Below are 17,257 nucleotides of genomic sequence, written 5' to 3'. Positions count from 1 at the left end.
CGGTTGAGCAGCGCGACGCGCCGCTCAACCGCGACCGCAAGGGCCTCAACAGCAACGACATCTGGATCGACTGCCGCGCGCTGGCGCAAGTGTGGGTACGGGCCTGATGCGCATGGCATATGAAGTTTCTGTGACAAACGACATCTCCGGCCAGTGAGTTCCGTCTCAGTATGACGGCGTGCGGACCCTCGCAGCCGCGCGTATGCCATGACGACAGACAGGAACTCCGATGTATTCCCCCATTGATCCAAGCCGGCAGTCCAGCCCCGTCGCCCGCAAGCGGGACGCGCCGCGGCAGTTCTGGCGGCGCCTGCTCCGTACCCTGGGGCTGGTGGGCCTGGGCGCGGTGTCCTCCGCCTCCGGGCAGGCGCCCGCGCAGCCGTTTCCGCAGCACTGGATGCGCTATGCGCAACTGGCCAGCACGCAGTTGCAGGCGCGGCTGGACGACCATGCCGACGCGGCGGCGCTGCGCTTGCAAGGCTGGATGCAGGATCGCTTGCTGCCGCGGCAGGCCGCACCGCACCCGGCCGCGTCGTTGGTGATGCGCGTATGGCTGGCGCCCAGCGGCCGGGTCGAGCGCGTGGAGTTCGACTCGCTGGGCAATGCGCAGGCCGATGCGGACTTGCGCGCCGTGCTGATGACGCAGGCCTTGTCCGAGCCGCCGCCGCCGGATATGCGCCAGCCGATGGTGATGGAGCTTGCGCTGGATTTCCCAACGGCCAGTTGACGTGGCGGACGCTTTCGAACCAGGCCGCAGCCGCGCCATGCGTTGCGCGCTGGCGGCTGCCTCGGCGGCGCTCCTGTTTGTGCTGGCGACCGGCACCGCCGGATGCGCGCCGCTGCAGGCGGCACCCGATTTCTCGCGGCTGGTTCGGGAGAATGGCCCGGCCGTGGTCAACATCGGCGTCGCGCGCGAGGCGTCGCCCGCGCGTCTTTACGCCGATCCGCCGCGCGGGCGTTCCGCCGGCGTCGTGCCGCGCCAGGACAACGTCGACGAGACCAGCCTGGGCTCCGGCTTTATCCTCAGCGGCGACGGCTACATCCTCACCAACGCGCACGTGGTCGCGCGCGGCACGCAGGTCAGCGTGAAGCTGACCGACCGGCGCGAGTTCAAGGCGCGGCTGGTCGGGCTGGATACCGTGGCCGATGTGGCCTTGCTCAAGATCGACGCGACCGGCCTGCCGACGGTGAAGATCGGCGATCCCGCCAGTGTCGAGGTCGGCAACTGGGCACTGGCCATCGGCTCGCCCTATGGCTTTTCCAACTCGGTCACGGCCGGCATCGTCAGCGCCAAGGGCAGGGTGCTGCCGGGCGCCGAGTACATGCCCTTCCTGCAGACCGACGTACCGGTCAATCCCGGCAACTCCGGCGGGCCGCTGTTCAACCTGAAGGGTGAAGTGATCGGCATCAACTCCCGCATCTACAGCCGCAGCGGCGGCTACCAGGGCTTGTCGTTCGCCATCCCGATCGATGTGGCCATGCGCATCAAGGACCAGTTGCAGAGCAAGGGCGCGGTCACGCGGGGCCGCATTGGGGTGGCGGTGCAGGAGGTCACGCAGGCCCTGGCCGATTCGTTCCGCCTGCCGCGCCCGGCGGGGGCGCTGGTGAGCTATGTGCAGCCGGGCGGCGCCGCCAACCGGGCCGGTGTGAAACCGGGCGACGTGATCCTGCAGGTGGGCCCGCGCGACGTCGCGCAGTCCGCCGATGCGCTGATCTTTATCGCGGACCTGCCGCCTGGCGCGGCAACGCCGTTCAGGATCTGGCGGGAACGTGCATCGCTGGTGCTGCATGTGACGCCCGATCGCTTCGACGCGCCCAGGGTCGCACAGGTTGCCGCGCCGGGCCATGCGCCGCTGGGCATGATGGTCAGGCCGCTGTGGCCGCAGGAGCGGCAGGTGCTGCGCATCGATGGCGGCCTGCTGGTGCAGCGCGTGAACGCGGCAGCATTGCGCGCGGGCGTGAACACCGGCGACGTGATCCTCGCGCTCAACGGCCAGCCGGTCGACAGCGTGGAGGCGCTGGCCGAAGAAGTGAGCGCGACGGAAGGCGCGGTGGCGCTGCTGGTCCAGCGTGGCAGCGCGCGGCTCTTTATCGCCATCGAGACGCAGCAGCCGTCCGGCGCCRGGCAAGAGGAGTGAGCCATGTCACGGCAATCCTTGCCATGGAGTCACGGCGGCGTCACATTGGATCCCTACGATGCGGACCGGTATGTGGTCGGGCGGTGCGTCCGGCCCCGCATGGATTCCTCAACGGACAGGGCATTGGATCGTGATGGCAAGCTTGGTCGCATCCCCCGGTGCGCGTGCACTGGTCTGCTATATGGCGGTCCTGGCTCTGAGCCTCGCCGGCCAGCAGGTCCACGCCGGGCAGCCCGCCACGGAGATGGCATTCGACCTGCCGGCCCAGCCATTGAAGCAGGCGCTGGCGCAATACGATGCGCAGACCAGCCTATCCGTTTTCTTTTCCTCCGAGCTTGCTGCGGGGCGAACCTCGAATGCCGTTCACGGGAGCTACAGCCCGGAGGCGGCGCTGCGCAAATTGCTGGAGGGCACGGGACTGAACGTGCAGGCAACGGCGGCCGATGCCTTCGTGCTGGTGCCCGGCGCGCCCAACCCGGACATGGCCGTGGCCCAGCCAGCGGCCAGTGCCCAGCGGCAATACGAAGGCACGGTGCAGTCGCAGATCTACCAGGCGCTGTGCGCGCGTACCGCCCTTGCGCTCGGGGATTACCGGCTGGCGCTCTATGTGCAGATCAACGCGTCCGGCCATGTGCAGCGCGTGCGTCTGCTGGACACCACGGGAGACAAGGCACGCGATGCGGCCATTGTCGAAACCGTTGAGCGCGTCGACCTGGGCCAGCCGCCGGCGGACCCGGCAAAAGCATTCGTGCTGCTGGTCAAGCCCGTCCGCTGCGATACGGCAGCGGCGCAGTCCGGACCGTGCAGGCTCCCCTGCGGCCGGCAGGCGAGCCGATAGATGAGCCGATAGATGAGCGACTCCAGCCGTTCGACCTTGCGCGACCTTCTGGCCCAGCGCTACGAGGACCTCAAACGCCGCCTGACGTGGCGGCTGGGTTCGGCCGAACTCGCCAGCGACGCGTTGCACGACACCTGGGTACACCTGGAAGAACGCAATGAACAGGGCGAGCCGGTCAAGAGCCCCGCCGCCTACCTGATGCGCATGGCCACCAACCTGGCGCTGGATCGGCTGCAGCGTGACCGCCGCTACATGAGCGCGGAAGAAGTGGAGACGCTGATGGCCGAGATCGCCGACCCGGCCCCGGGCCCGGCGCAGACCGTGGCCGCACGCGACGAGGTGGAAGCGGTGGCCCGTCTCATCGAGAGCATGCCGCCGCGGCGGCGGGCCATCTTCCTCGCGGTGCGCGTCGATGAACTGTCGAACCAGGAGGCCGCGGTGCGCTTCGGCGTGTCGCCGCGCCTGATCGGGCTGGAGCTGAAACGGGCGCATGAATACTGCATGGCGCACCTGCCCAAGCATGGATGAAAAAAAGCATGCCGATCTGTTGCTTCCCAACCGTCTTGTCTATGTGTGCAGGCAAACCACGGTGGCGGCTCGCTTGATGCCATGATACGAACGATGAATCTTCCGGGACAACAGGACAGGGCGCTGGATGCGGTCGAGCGGCAGGCGCTGGCCTGGGTGCGCCGCGCGGCGGCGGGCGAGATGACGCCGGCCGACGGCGCGGCGCTCAGGCGCTGGTGCATGGCGGACCCCGCGCACAGGGCTGCGTTTGCCGTGGCACGGCAGCGATGGGAGCAACTGGGCGAGGCCAGCCATCTGGTGGTGGGGCGCAACCCGGCCAGCCGGCGCATTGCCGGGACGCGGCGCGCGCCGGACTGGCAGCGGCGCGCATTCCTCGGCGGCGCCATGAGCGCGGCGGCAGCGGCGGCGACGGTGGCCGTCGTCCAGCCGCCGCTGGGCCTGTGGCCTTCCGTGGAGGAGATGCGGGCGGACTACCGCACCGCGACCGGCGAGCAACGCCGGCTGGCTCTGGCCGAGGACGTCACCGTCGAGCTGAATACGCGCACCAGTATTGCCGTGCGCTCCGGAGCGGGGCGCGTGCAGGGCATCGACCTGATCTCTGGCGAAGCCGCTGTCGATACCCTGAATGCGCCGCGGCCGTTCGCGGTCGTCGCCGGGACGGGGCGCGCGTTTGCGCAGGGCGCCAGGTTCGAAGTGCGGGTCACGCCTGCCGGTGTGTGCGTGACGTGCGTCGAGGGGACGGTGCAGGTGGCGCATGCCGCGGGTGTCGCGACGCTGAGCGGCAAGCAGCAACTCACCTACGATAGTGCTGCGCTCGGACGGATTGTGCGTGTCGATCCGACGTGGATGCCGGCTTGGCGGGATGGCTACCTGCGGTTTGCCGATGCGCCGTTGCGTGAGGTGGTTGAGGAGATTAATCGGTATCGGCCGGGGAGGGTGGTGTTGCTTGATAAGCAGGTGGCGGCCAGGCATGTGACGGGGCGTTTTCAGATCCGGTCGCTTGATAAGGCTATTGCGCAGATGCAGCGGTCGTTGGGGTTGGAGGTGAGGTCGTTGCCTGGGGGGATTGTGTTGCTTAGTTAGGTGTTTTGTTTGGGGTTTTTGGTTGCTGCTGGTGTGGGTGGGCGGGGTTTTATTGCTTGTAGCTGCTGTCGCGGCTGTACGTAGTTGGCCGTTTTCGCACACGGAGGTGTCACTTTTCTTTACTCGTAAAGAAAAGTAACCAAAAGAAAGCGATCCTTGCAGGAGGCTGGCGTGTCGGGGTTGCGTAGCCCAATGGTTTCGTCGTCAGGCCCCGGGTTCTAACAGACTCGTGCCGTTACCGATTCAGAGCACCACGACCCGGCCAATGCCCAGGGATTCGTGGTGGTGCCCCCGGTAGCGGAATTCCAGCCCATTCGCCCATCTGCCGTTACCGGCGCGAATCGTCACGACACATCACGTCGTRACGGTTTCGTGGTGGGGTGGGCGCGGTGGTGAGGTCATCGGCTTATCAATTCGGTGCCACCGCGCCCACGACGAAGCTTGAGACGCTGGCAACTTCGTTGCCGTTTTTTCTGCGAGCACCACGAAGTTGCAGGCCCCCCATTTTTGTCGTGGGCGCGGTGGCACCGGAATGCTAGGACGAAGAACTTCTTCACCGCGCCCACCCCACCACGAAACCGTTACGGCGTGATGGATCGTGATGCTCCGAGCCGGTACCGGCAGATGGGCGAATGGGCAGGGAGCCGCTACCGGGGGCCTTACTACGGAACCAGTGTCATTGACGGGATCGTGGCCATTCGAATTGGTAACGGCATGAGGCCACTAGAACCCGGGGCCTGACGACGAAACCATTGGGCTACGCAACCCTGACACGCCAGCCTCCTGCAAGGATCGCTTTCTTTTGGTTACTTTTCTTTACGAGTAAAGAAAAGTGACACCTCCGTGTGCGAAAACGGCCAACCCCGYACAGCCGCGMCAGCAGCTAGAAGCGCTAAAACCCCRCCCACCCACGCCACTCTGCAYCAGCASCCAGAAGCCCAAATCCAACCTCCCATCACCCCTCCCTCAACCGATACTTAAGAATCTTCCCAGCCGCACTAGTCGGCAGCATCTGCACAAACACCACCTCCCGCGGCACCTTATAGTTGGCCATATGCCGCCGCGCCCAATCAATCAGCTCATCGGCACCAACCTTGCTGCCATGCCGCAGCACCACAAAAGCCTTCCCCGCCTCGCCGAGGCGCTCGTGCGGGACGCCTACCACCGCCACCTGCGCAATCGCCGGATGCGACACCAGCAGCTTCTCGATCTCGGCCGGATAGCAATTGAAGCCCCCGACGATAAACATGTCCTTGATACGGTCGGTGATCCGCAGGTTGCCACGCACGTCCAGCGTGCCGACATCGCCCGTGCGCAGCCAGCCGCCCGCATCGATCGCTTCCGCGGTGGCTTCCGGCAGCTGGAAGTAGCCCCGCATCACGTTGTAGCCGCGCACCGCCACCTCCCCGGGTTCGCCTGCCGGCACCGGCTGGCCGTCGCTATCCAGGCAGCGCAGTTCGACACCGGGCATGGCGCGGCCCGACGTCAGCGCCACGAGATCGGCATCGTCTCCGGCGCGGGTCAGCGTGGCGAACCCACACGATTCCGTCAGGCCATAGCCGGTGAAGATTTCGCGAAAGCCCAGTTCGCGCTGCATGCGCTGGATCAGCACGGGCGGGATCGCCGACGCGCCGGTCACCGCGACGCGCAGCGAGGACAGGTCGAATTCCCGCAAGCGCGGATTGTTCAGCAGTGTCTGGTAAAGCGTCGGCGGGCCGGGCAGCACCGTGATGCGCTCGTTCTCGATGCGGGTCATCACCGCCTCGGCATCGAACACCAGGTGCGGCAGGATGGTGGCGCCGCTGACCAGCGCCGCCAGCCACCCGGCCTTGTAGCCGAAGGTGTGGAAGAAGGGATTGACGATCAGGTAGCGGTCGCCGGCCTCCACGCCGGTGATCGAGGCCCAGCCATGGATGGCCTGCAGGTTCTGCGCATGCGCGGTCATCACGCCTTTTGGGCGGCCGGTGGTGCCCGAGGTGAACATGATGTCCATCAGGCAGTCGCCGGTCACGGCACGCTCGCAAGCTTGGAACTCCGCCTCGCTGGTCCGCGGCGCCAGGGCCAGCAAGTCTGCCCATGCAAGCTCATCCGGCGCCATCTGCCGCCCCACGCGCCCGCGCAGCACCACCACGCGCTCCAGCGTGGCGGGCCGGTGCGGCGCCAGCATTTCCGGATAGCTCTCGCCGAGGAAGTCGTCGATGCAGAACAGCACCCGCGCGCCGCTGTCGGCCAGGATCGCGCCGGCCTCCATGCCCTTCATGCGGGTATTGATTGGCACCAGCGCCGCACCGATGCTGTGCGTGGCCAGGGCGGCGACGATCCATTCCGACAGGTTGGGCGCCCACACGGCGACCCGGTCGCCAGGCACCACGCCGAGCGCGAGCAGCGCCCGTCCCGCCTCCGCGCGCAGCGCGTCCAGCGCCGTGAAGCTGAGCCGCAACCCATCCTCCTGGATGGCGATGCGCGCGCCGTGGCGCGCGGCGGCCGTGCGTACCAGCTCCGGGATGGTGGCGGGAACGGCCTGCCCCGCCCTGGCGGCGTCGGCCAACCCCCGGGCGGTTTCGATGGTGTCAGTTGTCATCATGTCAGTCGGGAAATTTCAGGTGCAGTTCGCTGCCGGCCGCGCGGGCCTGGCAGGCCAGGGTCCAGCCGGCCTCGCGGTCGGCGGTGTCAAGCACATGGTTCTCGCCCAGCGTTGCCTCGCCGTGCGTCACCTGGCACATGCAGGCGCCGCACAGGCCGGAGCGGCAGGAGTTCGGAGCCGCGATGCCAGCGCGCAGCATGGCGTCGAGCACGGTTTCGCCCGCCTGCGCGTCGAGCCGGTGGCGTACGCCATCCAGCTCCACCTCCAGCGCAGCCGCAGCGGAAACCGGCGGGGCCACTTCTTCGGCCTGCCCTGCGGCGGGCGGCGGCGCGCCGAAGCGCTCCACGTGAATCCGCTCGCGTGCCACGCCAAGGGCCTGCAAGGCGGCCTGGGCACCGTCCATGAACGGCCCCGGCCCGCAGATAAAGCAGTCGGCGTGGCCCCACGGCGAGGCCAGCGCTTCGAGCTGGGCCTGCGAGGGCGGCCCTTGCACGCTGTCCAGCCAGTGGATCACGCGCAGCCTGTCCGCGTGGCGCGCGGCCAGGTCGCGCAGCGCATCGCGGAAGATCACGCTGCGTTCATCGCGGTTGGCGTAGATCAGCGTGACGTTGCCGCCATCATGGCGCAGCGCCGCCTTGGCGATCGACAGCACCGGCGTGATGCCGCTGCCGCCGGCGAACAGCAGCAGGTCGCCATCCAGGCTGCGGGGCGTGAACACGCCCGCGGGCGGCATGACGTCAACCGTGTCGCCAGCCCCGAGCCGGTCGCAGATCCAGTTGGATACGCGACCACCGCGCACGCGCTTGATGGTCACCCGCAGCGCATTGTCGACCTGGGGGCTGCTGGACAGCGAGTAGCAGCGCTGCTGCGCGGCGCCCTCCAGCGGCACCTTGAGCGTCAGGAACTGGCCTGGCCGGTAGGCGAAGGTATCGCGCAGTCCTTCGGGCAGTTCGAACACCAGCGAGCTTGCCTCGTCGGTTTCGGCCACCACCTGGGCGATGCGCAGCGGGTGGAATTGCGCTTGCACCATGATGTCCGCGATCAGGCGATGCCCATGATGGTCTGCGCATTGTCGATGCGCAGCTCGGCGCCGTTGACGTAGCGCGACTCATCGGAGGCCAGGAACAGCACCAGGTTTGCCACGTCGCCGGGCAGGCACATGCGTTGCATCGGATCGCCGCCCGCCTGCTCATGGGTGGCCGGGGCGTCGGCCGCGCCCTGCATCAGGGCAGCCGTCATCGGCGTCAGGATGCCGTCCGGATGCACGGAGTTGCAGCGGATCTTGTAGCCGCGCTGCTTGCAGTAAGCCGCCACGCTGCGGGTGAGCGCGGTGACAGCACCCTTGCTGGCGCTGTAGGCGCAGAACATGCTCATGCCGCCCAGCGCCGCCACCGAAGACATGTTCACGATGACCCCGCCGTTTTGCTTCATCGCGCCCACGCCATACTTGCAGCCCAGGAAATAGCCGTCGGCATTGATGCGCATGATGCCCTGCCATTGCTCCAGCGTGGTGTCCTCCACCGAGCCCAGCGCCAGCACCGCGGCGTTATTGACCAGCACGTCCGGCGTGCCGAAATGCTCCTGGGTGCGCTGCATGACCTGCTGCCAGCCGGCTTCGCTGGCGATATCGTGGGGCACGAAGATGGCGGTGTCGCCAATCTCGCGCGCCACGGCGTGGCCGGCCGCCTCGTTCAGGTCGGTCAGCACCACGCGCGCGCCTTCGCGCGCCAGCAGCAAGGCGTCTTCCTTGCCGACGCCGCTGGCGGCGCCGGTGACGATGGCGATCTTTCCTTCAACTCGGTTGCTCATGGCTTGTCTCCTTGGTGTGTTCGTCGATGTGTTCATTGCGGCCCGGCTGGTCCGCCAGGGCTGCCAGGGCTGCCAGGGCTGCCAGGGCAACGAGATGGCGCCCGGCATTGCGCCCCGACCAGATACAGTCGGCGAGCGAAAGGCCGCTCACATAGTGATTCGATGCGATGCCGACCGCGGTGCGGCCGACCGCGTACAGGCCCGGGATCGGCGCCGCCTGGCCGCCGGCTCCTTCCGCCAGCACCTGGCCGCACGTCTCGTCCACGCGCAGGCCGCCGAGGGTGATGGCGGGACAGGGAAATGCGCGGCTATGCGCGGAGATATCGATGGCCAGGTAGGGCCCGCGTTCCAGCGATGCGCACATCGCCGCGGATTTCCCTGCGGGGTCGGGCAGCTCGCCGCGCGCCGCCGCGTTATAGGCAGCCAGCGTCGCCAGCAATGCCGCGCGCGGCATGCCCAGCTTGTCGGCCAGCAACGCGATACCCGGCGCACGCGTGGCGCCGAACAGCATCAGCATGATGGYGGGCACGCGCTGGAAGGCCCAAAGGCGTCCGGTGACGCAATCGCGCAGGGCCGCGCGCGCCAGCCCGGCGTTCAGGATCAGCCAGGCGCGGCCGCCGTGCTCCTCGCAGATGGCGTGGCCCAGCCGCGCGCCGTAGACTTCCTCGTTGCCGATGCGCGCGCCTTGCGCGTCGACCACGCAGCCACGTGCCCAGTCGAACGGCGGATTGATGAAGCGCCACGCGGAAACGCGCTCCAGGTGGCGCGCCGCCGCCCCGACCGACAGGCCGAGGCGGATCCCGCTGCCATCGCAGCCGGTGGTGCCCAGGCGCCAGTTGCGGCGGTACTTGGGCGCATGCGCGGCCACCATGGCCGGGTTGAAGATGAAGCCGCCGGTGGCCAGCACAACGGCGCCGGCACGCACTGCACAGGGCTGCGCGAAATCGTCTTCCAGCTGCGTCACGCGCCGGCGCAAGGCATCGGCCAGCGCCGGGGAAAGGTTGTGCAGGCGCTCGGCCCAGCGCGCCAGGCGGGCATGCCGGCGTTGCAGGCGGCCCGGCGGCAGGCGCCGGAGTTCCACGCCAATGACGGTGCCCCGTCCATCGACAATCAGGCGGCGCGCCGCCGCGTGGCGTATCACGTCCACCCCGGCCTGCGCCTGCACCGCGCGCCGCAGCACGCCGTACAGCACGTGACCGGACATGCCGCTGCCCTTGCAGCGATGGCCGCGCGGCGCCGGCTCCGCGTGGCGCGCGTACTCCGCCACGGCCTCGTTGCCCGAGTAGTAGAGGTAGTAGTCCTGCGCGGGATACGAGGTCTTGCGTGGCGGCACGGTGGCGGCAAAGCGCGCGCCCAGCTGCTCCAGCCAGGCGATCATGCCGGTGCTGCGCTCGCAGAATGCCTGCAGCGTGCCATTGCCGACCGCGTCGCCAACCTCCTGCCGCAGGTAAGCCGCCATGGCCTCTGGCGTGTCACGGTAGCCGGCGGCCCGCTGGTATGGCGTGCCACCGCCGGCATACACCACGCCGCCGCTCCTGGCGCTGGCGCCGCCGCCTTCGAAGCGCTCAGCCACGATCACGTCGAGCCCGCCCCGTGCGGCTTCGAGCGCCGCGCAGGCGCCGGCCGCGCCGAAGCCGATCACCGCCACGTCGCAGCGGGCATCCCAACGGTAGGCGCCCGGGTCGGCGACGACCAGCGGCGGCAATACCGCGTTGACCCCGCCGCAGGCGGGATCAGAAACGGGATCGGATGCGGGATCGGGAACGAAGGCGTTGGCGGTCATCGCGCAGGCTCCGGCACTGGGTTCACGTCACGCCGCCCGCAGGCTGGCCAGCGGCGCCGAGGTGGAGTAGGCGCCGTCCACATAGACCAGCGGCGCCACGTCGCCGGCCAGCCGGACTTCGCGCAGGCGGCCGATAAAGACGGCGTGGGTGCCGTAGTCGAAACGGCCGTCCTGCTCGCAGATCAGGTTTGCCTGAGCATCCCGCAGGAAAGGCACGCCCAGCGGGTCGGCCTCCCACTGGCCCGTGGTAAAGCGGTCCTCGCCCTTGAGCCGGCCACTGCAATCGACAGCAATGTCGCGATGATCGGCCGCCAGCAGGTTGACGCAGAAATCCACCCCGGCATTGAGGGCCGGGTAGATCGAGGCATTGCGATGGATGCAGATCAGCAGCGAAGGCGGGTCCGCGGACAGCGAATCGACCGCGGTGACCGACATCGAATAGCGGCGCTCGCCCTCGCGGCAACTGACCACCGCAACCGAGCGCGCCATGCGGCGCATTGCCATCAGCATATCGTCGCGCAGCGACGGGGAAATAGTCTGGTTCATCATGCCTCCTGCCTGTGTGATGGTATTAGTCCGCTTGGCCCTGCCCGGCCGCCCCGCCCGCCAGCACATCGGCGGCGATCAGGCCGAAGGTCATGGCCGGCCCGATGGTGGAGCCCGCGCCCGGATAGCTGGCGCCCATCATCGAGGCGCTGGTATTGCCGATGGCGAACAGCCCGTCGATGGGCGAGCCGTCCTCGCGCAGCACGCGGGCGCTGGCATCGGTCGCCAGCCCGCCCTTGGTGCCAATATCGCCAGCGTCGATGCGCACCGCGTAGAACGGCGCGCGGCCGATCGGCGCCAGGCACGGATTGGGACGGACCTGGGTGTCGCCGTAGTAGGTATCGAAGACGTTGTCGCCCTTGCCGAAGTCCTCATCCACGCCTCTCGCCGCAAAGCCGTTCATGCGCTCGACGGTGTGCGCCAGGCCGCCCGGGTCGATGCCGGCGAGCCGCGCCAGCGCGTCGAGCGAATCGGCGCGCAGCAGGACGTCCGCGAAGGGGGCCGGGATGCGGCGGTCCGGCATGACCGAGCCGGGCAGGATCGGCCCGCAGGGATACTTGCGGCGGAAGGTGGCATCGAACACCAGCCACGCCGGCACGCTGCAGCCCGTCCGCTCGTGGTCGCGGTACATYGCGGGCACGAACTCGGAGTACGGCGCGGCCTCGTTGACGAAGCGCCTGCCCTGCCCGTTGACGACGATGCAGCCGGGCAAGGCGCGCTCGACAAAGATCGCGCGCTGCTTTTCCTCGCCGCCGACCTTCACCGTTGGCGCGCCCCATACATGCGACATCAGCTCCAGCRCCGCGCCCGCGCGCTGCGCGGCCTGGATCCCGTCGCCGGTGTTGTGCGGCGGCGTGGCGCTCCACTCTGCCCGGCTGGGATGCGGCAGGTATTGCTCGCGCATGGCCTGGTTCCGCTCGAAGCCGCCCGCGGCCAGGATCACGCCGCGCCGGGCTTCGATGCGTACCTGCGCGCCATTGCGCCGCGCCAGCACGCCGGTGACGCGCGCCGCGCCACCGTGCTCCTCCACCAGCAGGTCTTCCAGCGCGGTATCGAGCCACAGCGGGATGCCGCGCTTCATCATGGCGTGGCGCAAGCCGCCCACCAGGCTGTTGCCGAGCGTGAGCCGGCGGTCGCGCGCGGTGCGGCGGCGCCAGCCGAGATCCAGCCAATAGCGCCCGAACTGCCGGGCCGCCACGCCCAGCCAGCCCCGGCTCTTGCTCAGCATGGCGTGGGCCTCGGCGGAGGTCACCGCCACCCGGCCCGCCACCAGCGTCCCCGGCGAAGGCGGCCGCAGCCGCGCGAACTCCTCGCCCAGCTGCGCGCCGTCGAACGGCATCGGATCCAGCGCGCGATATCCGGGCAGCGCGCCCGGCAAGCGCTGGAAGTAGTCGGCGTAGCGCGGCAGCGAGTAGTAACGCACCGCGGTGCGCTGCTCCAGGTAGCTAAGCATGCGCGGACCGTGCTCGAGGTACGCGCGCAGCTTGGCGGGCGTGGAGCGGCCTTCGGTGCACGCTTCAAGATAGGTAAGCGCGGCGTTGTAGCTGTCGCTGCCGCCCGCTTCTTCGATATGGTGGTTGAGCGGGATCCAGATCCCGCCGCCCGAGACCGCCGAGGTGCCACCATACAGGCCGCTCTTCTCCAGCACCACCACGGACAGGCCGCGATCCGCCGCGCGGCAGGCGGCCAGCATGCCGCCCGCTCCTGAGCCGACCACCACTACATCAAACACCGCGGTGCCGCCTGCCTGCCCTGTGCCCTGGTTCATGTTCCGCTCCACGCCGGCCTCAGATAAAGAAATCGGTGTTGGCGCGGCCCATCATCACGCCGCCCAGGTTCTGGCCGAAGCGATCCAGGTTGTTGGCGTAGTGGGCACGCGCCGCATGCAGGTCGAGGAAGCGGCGTACCAGCGGATTGGTGACGTAGATACCGTTGCCGCCGGCGTAGCGCAGCAGGCTGTCGGCGAGTTGCGCGCACCGCTGGGCGACCTGTGACGACTGGTAGCGGAAATGCAGGCGGCGCGCCGTATCGAGCTGCTCGCCCCGGTGCGCCGTGGCCATCAGCTCGTCGAAATTGCGGCGCAGGATGGTACGCATCTCATCGATGCCGGCCGCCGCGTTGGCGCAGGCGAGTTGCGCGCCGCCGTCCTCGGCCGTCCTGCCGCCGCTGTTGGCGCTGACCCGGCCATCGGCATAGGCGATGAAATCGTCGAGCCCGCCTTCCAGCGCGCCGATGCAGGCCGTGCAGACGGCACGCACGAAGATCTGGGCGAACGGCAACTGGTACAGCGGCGCCTGGTTGAGGGACAGGCCCGGGCTGGTGCCCATGGCGCCGTCGACGGCGCTGTGGGTGCGGTATGCCGGCACGAACACGTCGTCCACCACGATGTCGTGGCTRCCGGTGGCGCGCAGGCCCAGCACATCCCAGTTGCGCACGATGGTGTAGTCGCTGCGCGGCAGCAGGAAAGTGCGGTACTCGGGCGCCGCGCCGGCCTGCTGCGGCGGCACCAGGCCGCCAAGGAAGATCCAGTCGCACAGCTCGCTGCCGCTGGAGAACTTCCAGTGCCCGGAGAAGCGGAAGCCGCCGTCCACCGGCACCACCTTGCCCACCGGCATATAGGTCGAAGCGATCAGGGTGGCGTTGTCCGCGCCCCAGACGTCCTGCTGGGCCTTGCCGTCGAACAAGGCGAGCTGCCAGTTGTGCACGCCMACCACGCCATAGACCCAGGCGGTGGACATGCAGCCCTTGGCCAGGGCCATCTGGATGTCGAAGAAGGTCTGCGGGTCCAGCTCATGCCCGCCATAGCGGCGCGGCTGCAGAACCTTGAAGAAGCCCGCGGCCTGCATGTCGGCCACGGTTTCGGCCGGGATGCGCGATTGCGCCTCGGCCTGGCCGGCGCGCTGCGCCAGCACCGGGATCAYTTCGTGCGCGCGGCCGATCAGTTCGGCCGCCAGTCCTTCGGGGTAGTTGTCTCGATGCACCGCCATCTCCTCTTGCCGGCCACCGGGCCGGTCTTGTCGTGCCTTCATGCTGGCATCGCCGCTGCCCCGCGCCATCGTCCGAGGAGACTAGTCGCGCAGCAGCGATGGTCCGATGGCTCGCTCAGGCGAGCGCGCGCAGCTTGCGGCCCTGGGCGCGGAAGTGCGGGATCACGTGCTCGCCGATATTGCGGATGGTTTCGAGCTGGGCCCATTGCGGCACCGTGCCCATCTGGCAGATGAACAGGATCTCGTCGGCMCCGGCGTCGATCAGGCGCTGCACATAGCCGATGCAGTCCTCCACCGTGCCGTAGGCATGGTTGGGGTTGAGCATCATCATCGACGGATCGCTGAAATCCACCGTGACCTTCTCCGAGGCGAAGCTGGTCTTGATCACGGCCTTGCCTTGCGCGTCCTGCTCGGTGATGTTCTCCACATCCCAGCCTTCGGGATTGGGGCGCTCGCCGCCGGCATACCAGTACCCCAGCGACTCCATGAAGTAACGCTGTCCCTTGATGCCGATCTTGCGCGCCGCCACGCCGTCTTCCAGCACGATGGTCGGACACAGGGCGGCAAGATGCTGGTGAGGACGGAAACCAACCTGGTCCTTCGCCTGGCGCGTCTCGTAGGCTTCGCGATAGATAGCATTCTTCTTCGCCACGTCTTCCGGGCCGCCAAAGCCGAGCACCAGCGCACCCATGCCGCGCGCGCCGGCACGCTTGAGCGTATCGGCGTTGGTGCAGGCCAGATACATCAGCGGGTGCGGGTCCTGGCGTGGCTTGGGATGGATGGGGCGGCGCGGAATCTTGATGAATTCGCCATCGTGCTCGATCTCGTCCTGGGTAAGGATCTTCGGGATCAGGTACATCGCCTCGTCGATCATCGGGTGCAGGGTTTCGAGGTCGTAGCCAAAGGTGCCCGCCTCCTGCTGCGTACCGCCCTTACCCACGCCAAAATGCACGCGCCCGCCGGAGAGAATGTCGAGCGTGGCCACGCGCTCGGCTACCTTGACCGGATGGTTCATCGCCGGCGGCAGGCAGACCACGCCGTGGCCGATGCCGATGCGGCGCGTGCGCCCGGCCACGAAGGCCAGGAAGGTCTCCGGCGCGCTCATGTGCGCGTAGTTGGTCAGCGCCGTGTGCTCCACCGCCCAGACGACATCGAAACCCATGTCCTCGGCGAGTTCCACCTGCTCCATGATTTCGTCGAACACCTTGTGGTCGCCGGCGCGCGACGCGTCGACAGTCTGCGCTTCGTAGATCAGCGAGAATCGCATTGCAGTCCCCTTCCTTTACATTTGGTTTTCAGGCCATCGGCCGGGAGCGCCGCCGCGTTGTCGTGGCGGGCGGCGCCATCGCCGGCACCGTCATTGCTGGCCTGCGTGACTGCAGTGTGTGCGGCCGGGGAAAGTGCGGCATCGTCTGATTGGATTATGCGCGGCGGCACCGTGTCCCTATCATGTCCAGGACCACTCACCACCTGCACATGGATACGCCGTCATGAAGATTCCTCCGCCGACTCCTCCGCGTCGCCAGACGCTGCTGGCCGCCCTGCCGACAGGCACCGCCGCACCCGCCCGCGCGCTCGACATCCTGCTGTCCGACGACGACGGTGATCAATCGCTCAATATCTGTGCCGTGTGCCGCCAGGCGGCGTCCGCCCGCTGACAAGGAGCGACAGCATGCAATCCAACCTCTTGCTTTACCCGGTGGACGATATCGATGCCGCCCTGCCGTTCTTCGAGCAGGGCCTGGGCCTGGCGGTGAAGTTTCGCGATGGCGGGCGCTATTGCGCGCTGGACGCCGGCCCCATCACGGTAGCGCTGGTGGCCGGCGAGGAGCGGATGGTCTCCCAGCCCGCGCTGGCATTCCGGCTGGAAGCCGGCGAGGATATCGCGGCGGCGATCGAGCGCCTGCTGGCGGGCGGCGCGCGGATCGCGCAGCCGCTCGCCAGCGGCCCGCACGAGTTGCGCGCGGTACTGACCACGCCGCAGGGATTCCCGCTGGTGGTCAGCGCCAAGCCCGCCAGGCCGGCGAGCTAGCGCGCTCAGCCGAGCGCCACCACGCTGCTGAGCAGCATGCGCACCAGCGTGGCCTGCCGGGTCACGCCGGTCTTGGAGAAGATGGCGCGCAGGTGGGCGCGCGCCGTGTTCTTGCTGATGCCGAGCTCCTCGGCCGCTTCTTCCAGCGCGAGGCCGTTGGCCAGCTGCAGCGCAAGCTGGGTTTCCGCCGGCGTGAAATCGAACAGCTTGCGCACCACCTCGTGCGAAGCCTGCGACTTGCGCTCCGGGTCGCGAATGAAAATCACGCACGAAGGCCGGCGCTTATTGTCTTCCGACCACTCGCTCAGCGGAATCGTGCGGATCAGCACTCCCAGCTTCGCGTTGCCCGAAGGCCGCGTGATCGACATCGCCTCCATCACCGCCGGCGCGGTGCCGATATGGCCCATGATGGCCTGGCGCAGCAGGCGCTGGAACTGGCGGTTCTCCTGCGCGTACTCGACATCCAGCGAGCCCCTGGCAATACGGATGCCGTCCTTGTCGGCAAGGATCTCGTCCGCGGCCGAATTGGTCCGCATGATGGCACCGGTCTCATCGAGTATCGCCATGCCGACCAGCATGCGGTCGATGGCGCTGGCGTACAGGGTGCGCTCCGACTCCACCACATCCATGCGCGAGTGCAGATCGACCGCGCGCCGCAGGTGCGGCAGCAGCACYGCGCATATGGCTTTGTCCGCTTCCGAGAAGTCCGGCGCGTCGACGTTGCGGCAGACACGGAGGCGGCATTCCACGCCATCGTCGGTGCGGATGTCCGCGCCCATCATATAGCGGACGCCTAGCGGCTTTAGGAACTCCCGGTACAGGTCGCTGTTGCACCACGCGACGGTGCCAATCTGCTCGTCGATCGTCACCACCCGGTCGGCGGGCAGGTCGACGAAGGGATCCATCGCGTAGTAGTAGTTGTTGTACAT

At 68.2% G+C, this 17,257-nt stretch carries 16 protein-coding genes; 7 read left to right on the top strand and 9 right to left on the bottom strand.

The window, feature by feature from the left end:
• Positions 1-229 precede the first annotated feature (229 nt).
• The 5 genes from AC1DKD_RS26505 (at position 230) to AC1DKD_RS26485 (ending at position 4,587) form a co-directional block, all read left to right on the top strand.
• Positions 230-727, top strand: a complete 498-nt coding sequence (locus AC1DKD_RS26505; protein WP_477111839.1) for a YbaB/EbfC family DNA-binding protein — start codon at positions 230-232, stop codon at positions 725-727.
• Positions 728-764: 37 nt separating this feature from the next.
• On the top strand, positions 765-2,138 hold the full coding sequence (locus AC1DKD_RS26500; protein WP_477143885.1) for a trypsin-like peptidase domain-containing protein: 1,374 nt from the start codon (positions 765-767) through the stop codon (positions 2,136-2,138).
• A gap of 133 nt (positions 2,139-2,271) precedes the next feature.
• The gene (locus AC1DKD_RS26495) at positions 2,272-2,976 is read left to right on the top strand and encodes a secretin and TonB N-terminal domain-containing protein (protein WP_441637606.1); all 705 of its coding nucleotides are present in this window, start codon (positions 2,272-2,274) and stop codon (positions 2,974-2,976) included.
• Positions 2,977-2,988: 12 nt separating this feature from the next.
• Complete coding sequence (locus tag AC1DKD_RS26490; protein WP_035860935.1) at positions 2,989-3,504, top strand: RNA polymerase sigma factor; 516 nt, start codon at positions 2,989-2,991, stop codon at positions 3,502-3,504.
• A 93-nt stretch (positions 3,505-3,597) separates the two neighbouring features.
• Positions 3,598-4,587 carry a FecR family protein gene (locus tag AC1DKD_RS26485; RefSeq protein WP_477111838.1) on the top strand — a complete coding sequence of 330 codons (990 nt, stop codon included), beginning with the start codon at positions 3,598-3,600 and terminating at the stop codon, positions 4,585-4,587.
• 955 nt (positions 4,588-5,542) lie between these two features.
• On the opposite strand, the gene AC1DKD_RS26480 is transcribed toward AC1DKD_RS26485, so the two are convergent.
• The 8 genes from AC1DKD_RS26480 to AC1DKD_RS26445 all read right to left on the bottom strand — a co-directional run bounded on the left by AC1DKD_RS26480 (position 5,543) and on the right by AC1DKD_RS26445 (position 15,563).
• Positions 5,543-7,171, bottom strand: coding sequence for a FadD3 family acyl-CoA ligase (locus AC1DKD_RS26480; protein ID WP_441636204.1), 1,629 nt, complete (start codon positions 7,169-7,171; stop codon positions 5,543-5,545).
• Position 7,172: 1 nt separating this feature from the next.
• Positions 7,173-8,201: a 2Fe-2S iron-sulfur cluster-binding protein gene (locus tag AC1DKD_RS26475; RefSeq protein ID WP_441636202.1), complete on the bottom strand. Its 1,029-nt coding sequence runs from the start codon at positions 8,199-8,201 to the stop codon at positions 7,173-7,175.
• Positions 8,202-8,212: 11 nt separating this feature from the next.
• The gene (locus tag AC1DKD_RS26470; RefSeq protein WP_441636200.1) at positions 8,213-8,980 is read right to left on the bottom strand and encodes an SDR family oxidoreductase; all 768 of its coding nucleotides are present in this window, start codon (positions 8,978-8,980) and stop codon (positions 8,213-8,215) included.
• A complete protein-coding gene (locus AC1DKD_RS26465; RefSeq protein WP_477143884.1) occupies positions 8,964-10,763 on the bottom strand; it encodes an FAD-binding protein in 1,800 nt (599 codons plus the stop codon). The genes AC1DKD_RS26470 and AC1DKD_RS26465 overlap by 17 nt, the downstream gene beginning before the upstream one ends.
• Before the next feature lie 27 nt (positions 10,764-10,790).
• Complete coding sequence (locus AC1DKD_RS26460; RefSeq protein ID WP_441636208.1) at positions 10,791-11,309, bottom strand: flavin reductase family protein; 519 nt, start codon at positions 11,307-11,309, stop codon at positions 10,791-10,793.
• A 25-nt stretch (positions 11,310-11,334) separates the two neighbouring features.
• A complete protein-coding gene (locus AC1DKD_RS26455; RefSeq protein WP_477143883.1) occupies positions 11,335-13,077 on the bottom strand; it encodes an FAD-dependent oxidoreductase in 1,743 nt (580 codons plus the stop codon).
• A 19-nt stretch (positions 13,078-13,096) separates the two neighbouring features.
• Entirely contained in the window at positions 13,097-14,290 is a 1,194-nt protein-coding gene (locus tag AC1DKD_RS26450; protein ID WP_477143886.1) for an acyl-CoA dehydrogenase family protein, read from the bottom strand.
• 121 nt (positions 14,291-14,411) lie between these two features.
• Positions 14,412-15,563 carry an LLM class flavin-dependent oxidoreductase gene (locus AC1DKD_RS26445; protein WP_477102759.1) on the bottom strand — a complete coding sequence of 384 codons (1,152 nt, stop codon included), beginning with the start codon at positions 15,561-15,563 and terminating at the stop codon, positions 14,412-14,414.
• A gap of 223 nt (positions 15,564-15,786) precedes the next feature.
• Between AC1DKD_RS26445 and AC1DKD_RS26440 the strand changes: the two genes are divergently transcribed.
• Entirely contained in the window at positions 15,787-15,954 is a 168-nt protein-coding gene (locus tag AC1DKD_RS26440) for a hypothetical protein (RefSeq protein ID WP_441636192.1), read from the top strand.
• 14 nt (positions 15,955-15,968) lie between these two features.
• Positions 15,969-16,328, top strand: coding sequence for a VOC family protein (locus tag AC1DKD_RS26435; RefSeq protein ID WP_441636190.1), 360 nt, complete (start codon positions 15,969-15,971; stop codon positions 16,326-16,328).
• Between the two features lie 5 nt (positions 16,329-16,333).
• Here the strand turns inward: AC1DKD_RS26435 and AC1DKD_RS26430 are convergent.
• The coding region (locus AC1DKD_RS26430) for a helix-turn-helix transcriptional regulator (protein ID WP_477143882.1) at positions 16,334-17,257 on the bottom strand (924 nt) is incomplete at its 5' end.

It is taken from the genome of Cupriavidus sp. 05T313 (assembly GCF_056396665.1).
The sequence above is the reverse complement of the archived record's forward strand: the minus strand, read 5'-3'. Positions and strand labels throughout refer to the sequence as shown.

Bases quoted from the DNA above. Each gene is read 5' to 3' on its own strand.
- AC1DKD_RS26505 (WP_477111839.1), top strand. From the start codon at position 230: ATGTATTCCCCCATTGATCCAAGCCGGCAGTCCAGCCCCGTCGCCCGC.
- AC1DKD_RS26460 (WP_441636208.1), bottom strand. From the start codon at position 11,309: ATGAACCAGACTATTTCCCCGTCGCTGCGCGACGATATGCTGATGGCA.
- AC1DKD_RS26485 (WP_477111838.1), top strand. From the start codon at position 3,598: ATGAATCTTCCGGGACAACAGGACAGGGCGCTGGATGCGGTCGAGCGG.
- AC1DKD_RS26440 (WP_441636192.1), top strand. From the start codon at position 15,787: ATGAAGATTCCTCCGCCGACTCCTCCGCGTCGCCAGACGCTGCTGGCC.
- AC1DKD_RS26470 (WP_441636200.1), bottom strand. From the start codon at position 8,980: ATGAGCAACCGAGTTGAAGGAAAGATCGCCATCGTCACCGGCGCCGCC.
- AC1DKD_RS26475 (WP_441636202.1), bottom strand. From the start codon at position 8,201: ATGGTGCAAGCGCAATTCCACCCGCTGCGCATCGCCCAGGTGGTGGCC.
- AC1DKD_RS26435 (WP_441636190.1), top strand. From the start codon at position 15,969: ATGCAATCCAACCTCTTGCTTTACCCGGTGGACGATATCGATGCCGCC.
- AC1DKD_RS26490 (WP_035860935.1), top strand. From the start codon at position 2,989: ATGAGCGACTCCAGCCGTTCGACCTTGCGCGACCTTCTGGCCCAGCGC.
- AC1DKD_RS26495 (WP_441637606.1), top strand. From the start codon at position 2,272: ATGGCAAGCTTGGTCGCATCCCCCGGTGCGCGTGCACTGGTCTGCTAT.
- AC1DKD_RS26480 (WP_441636204.1), bottom strand. From the start codon at position 7,171: ATGATGACAACTGACACCATCGAAACCGCCCGGGGGTTGGCCGACGCC.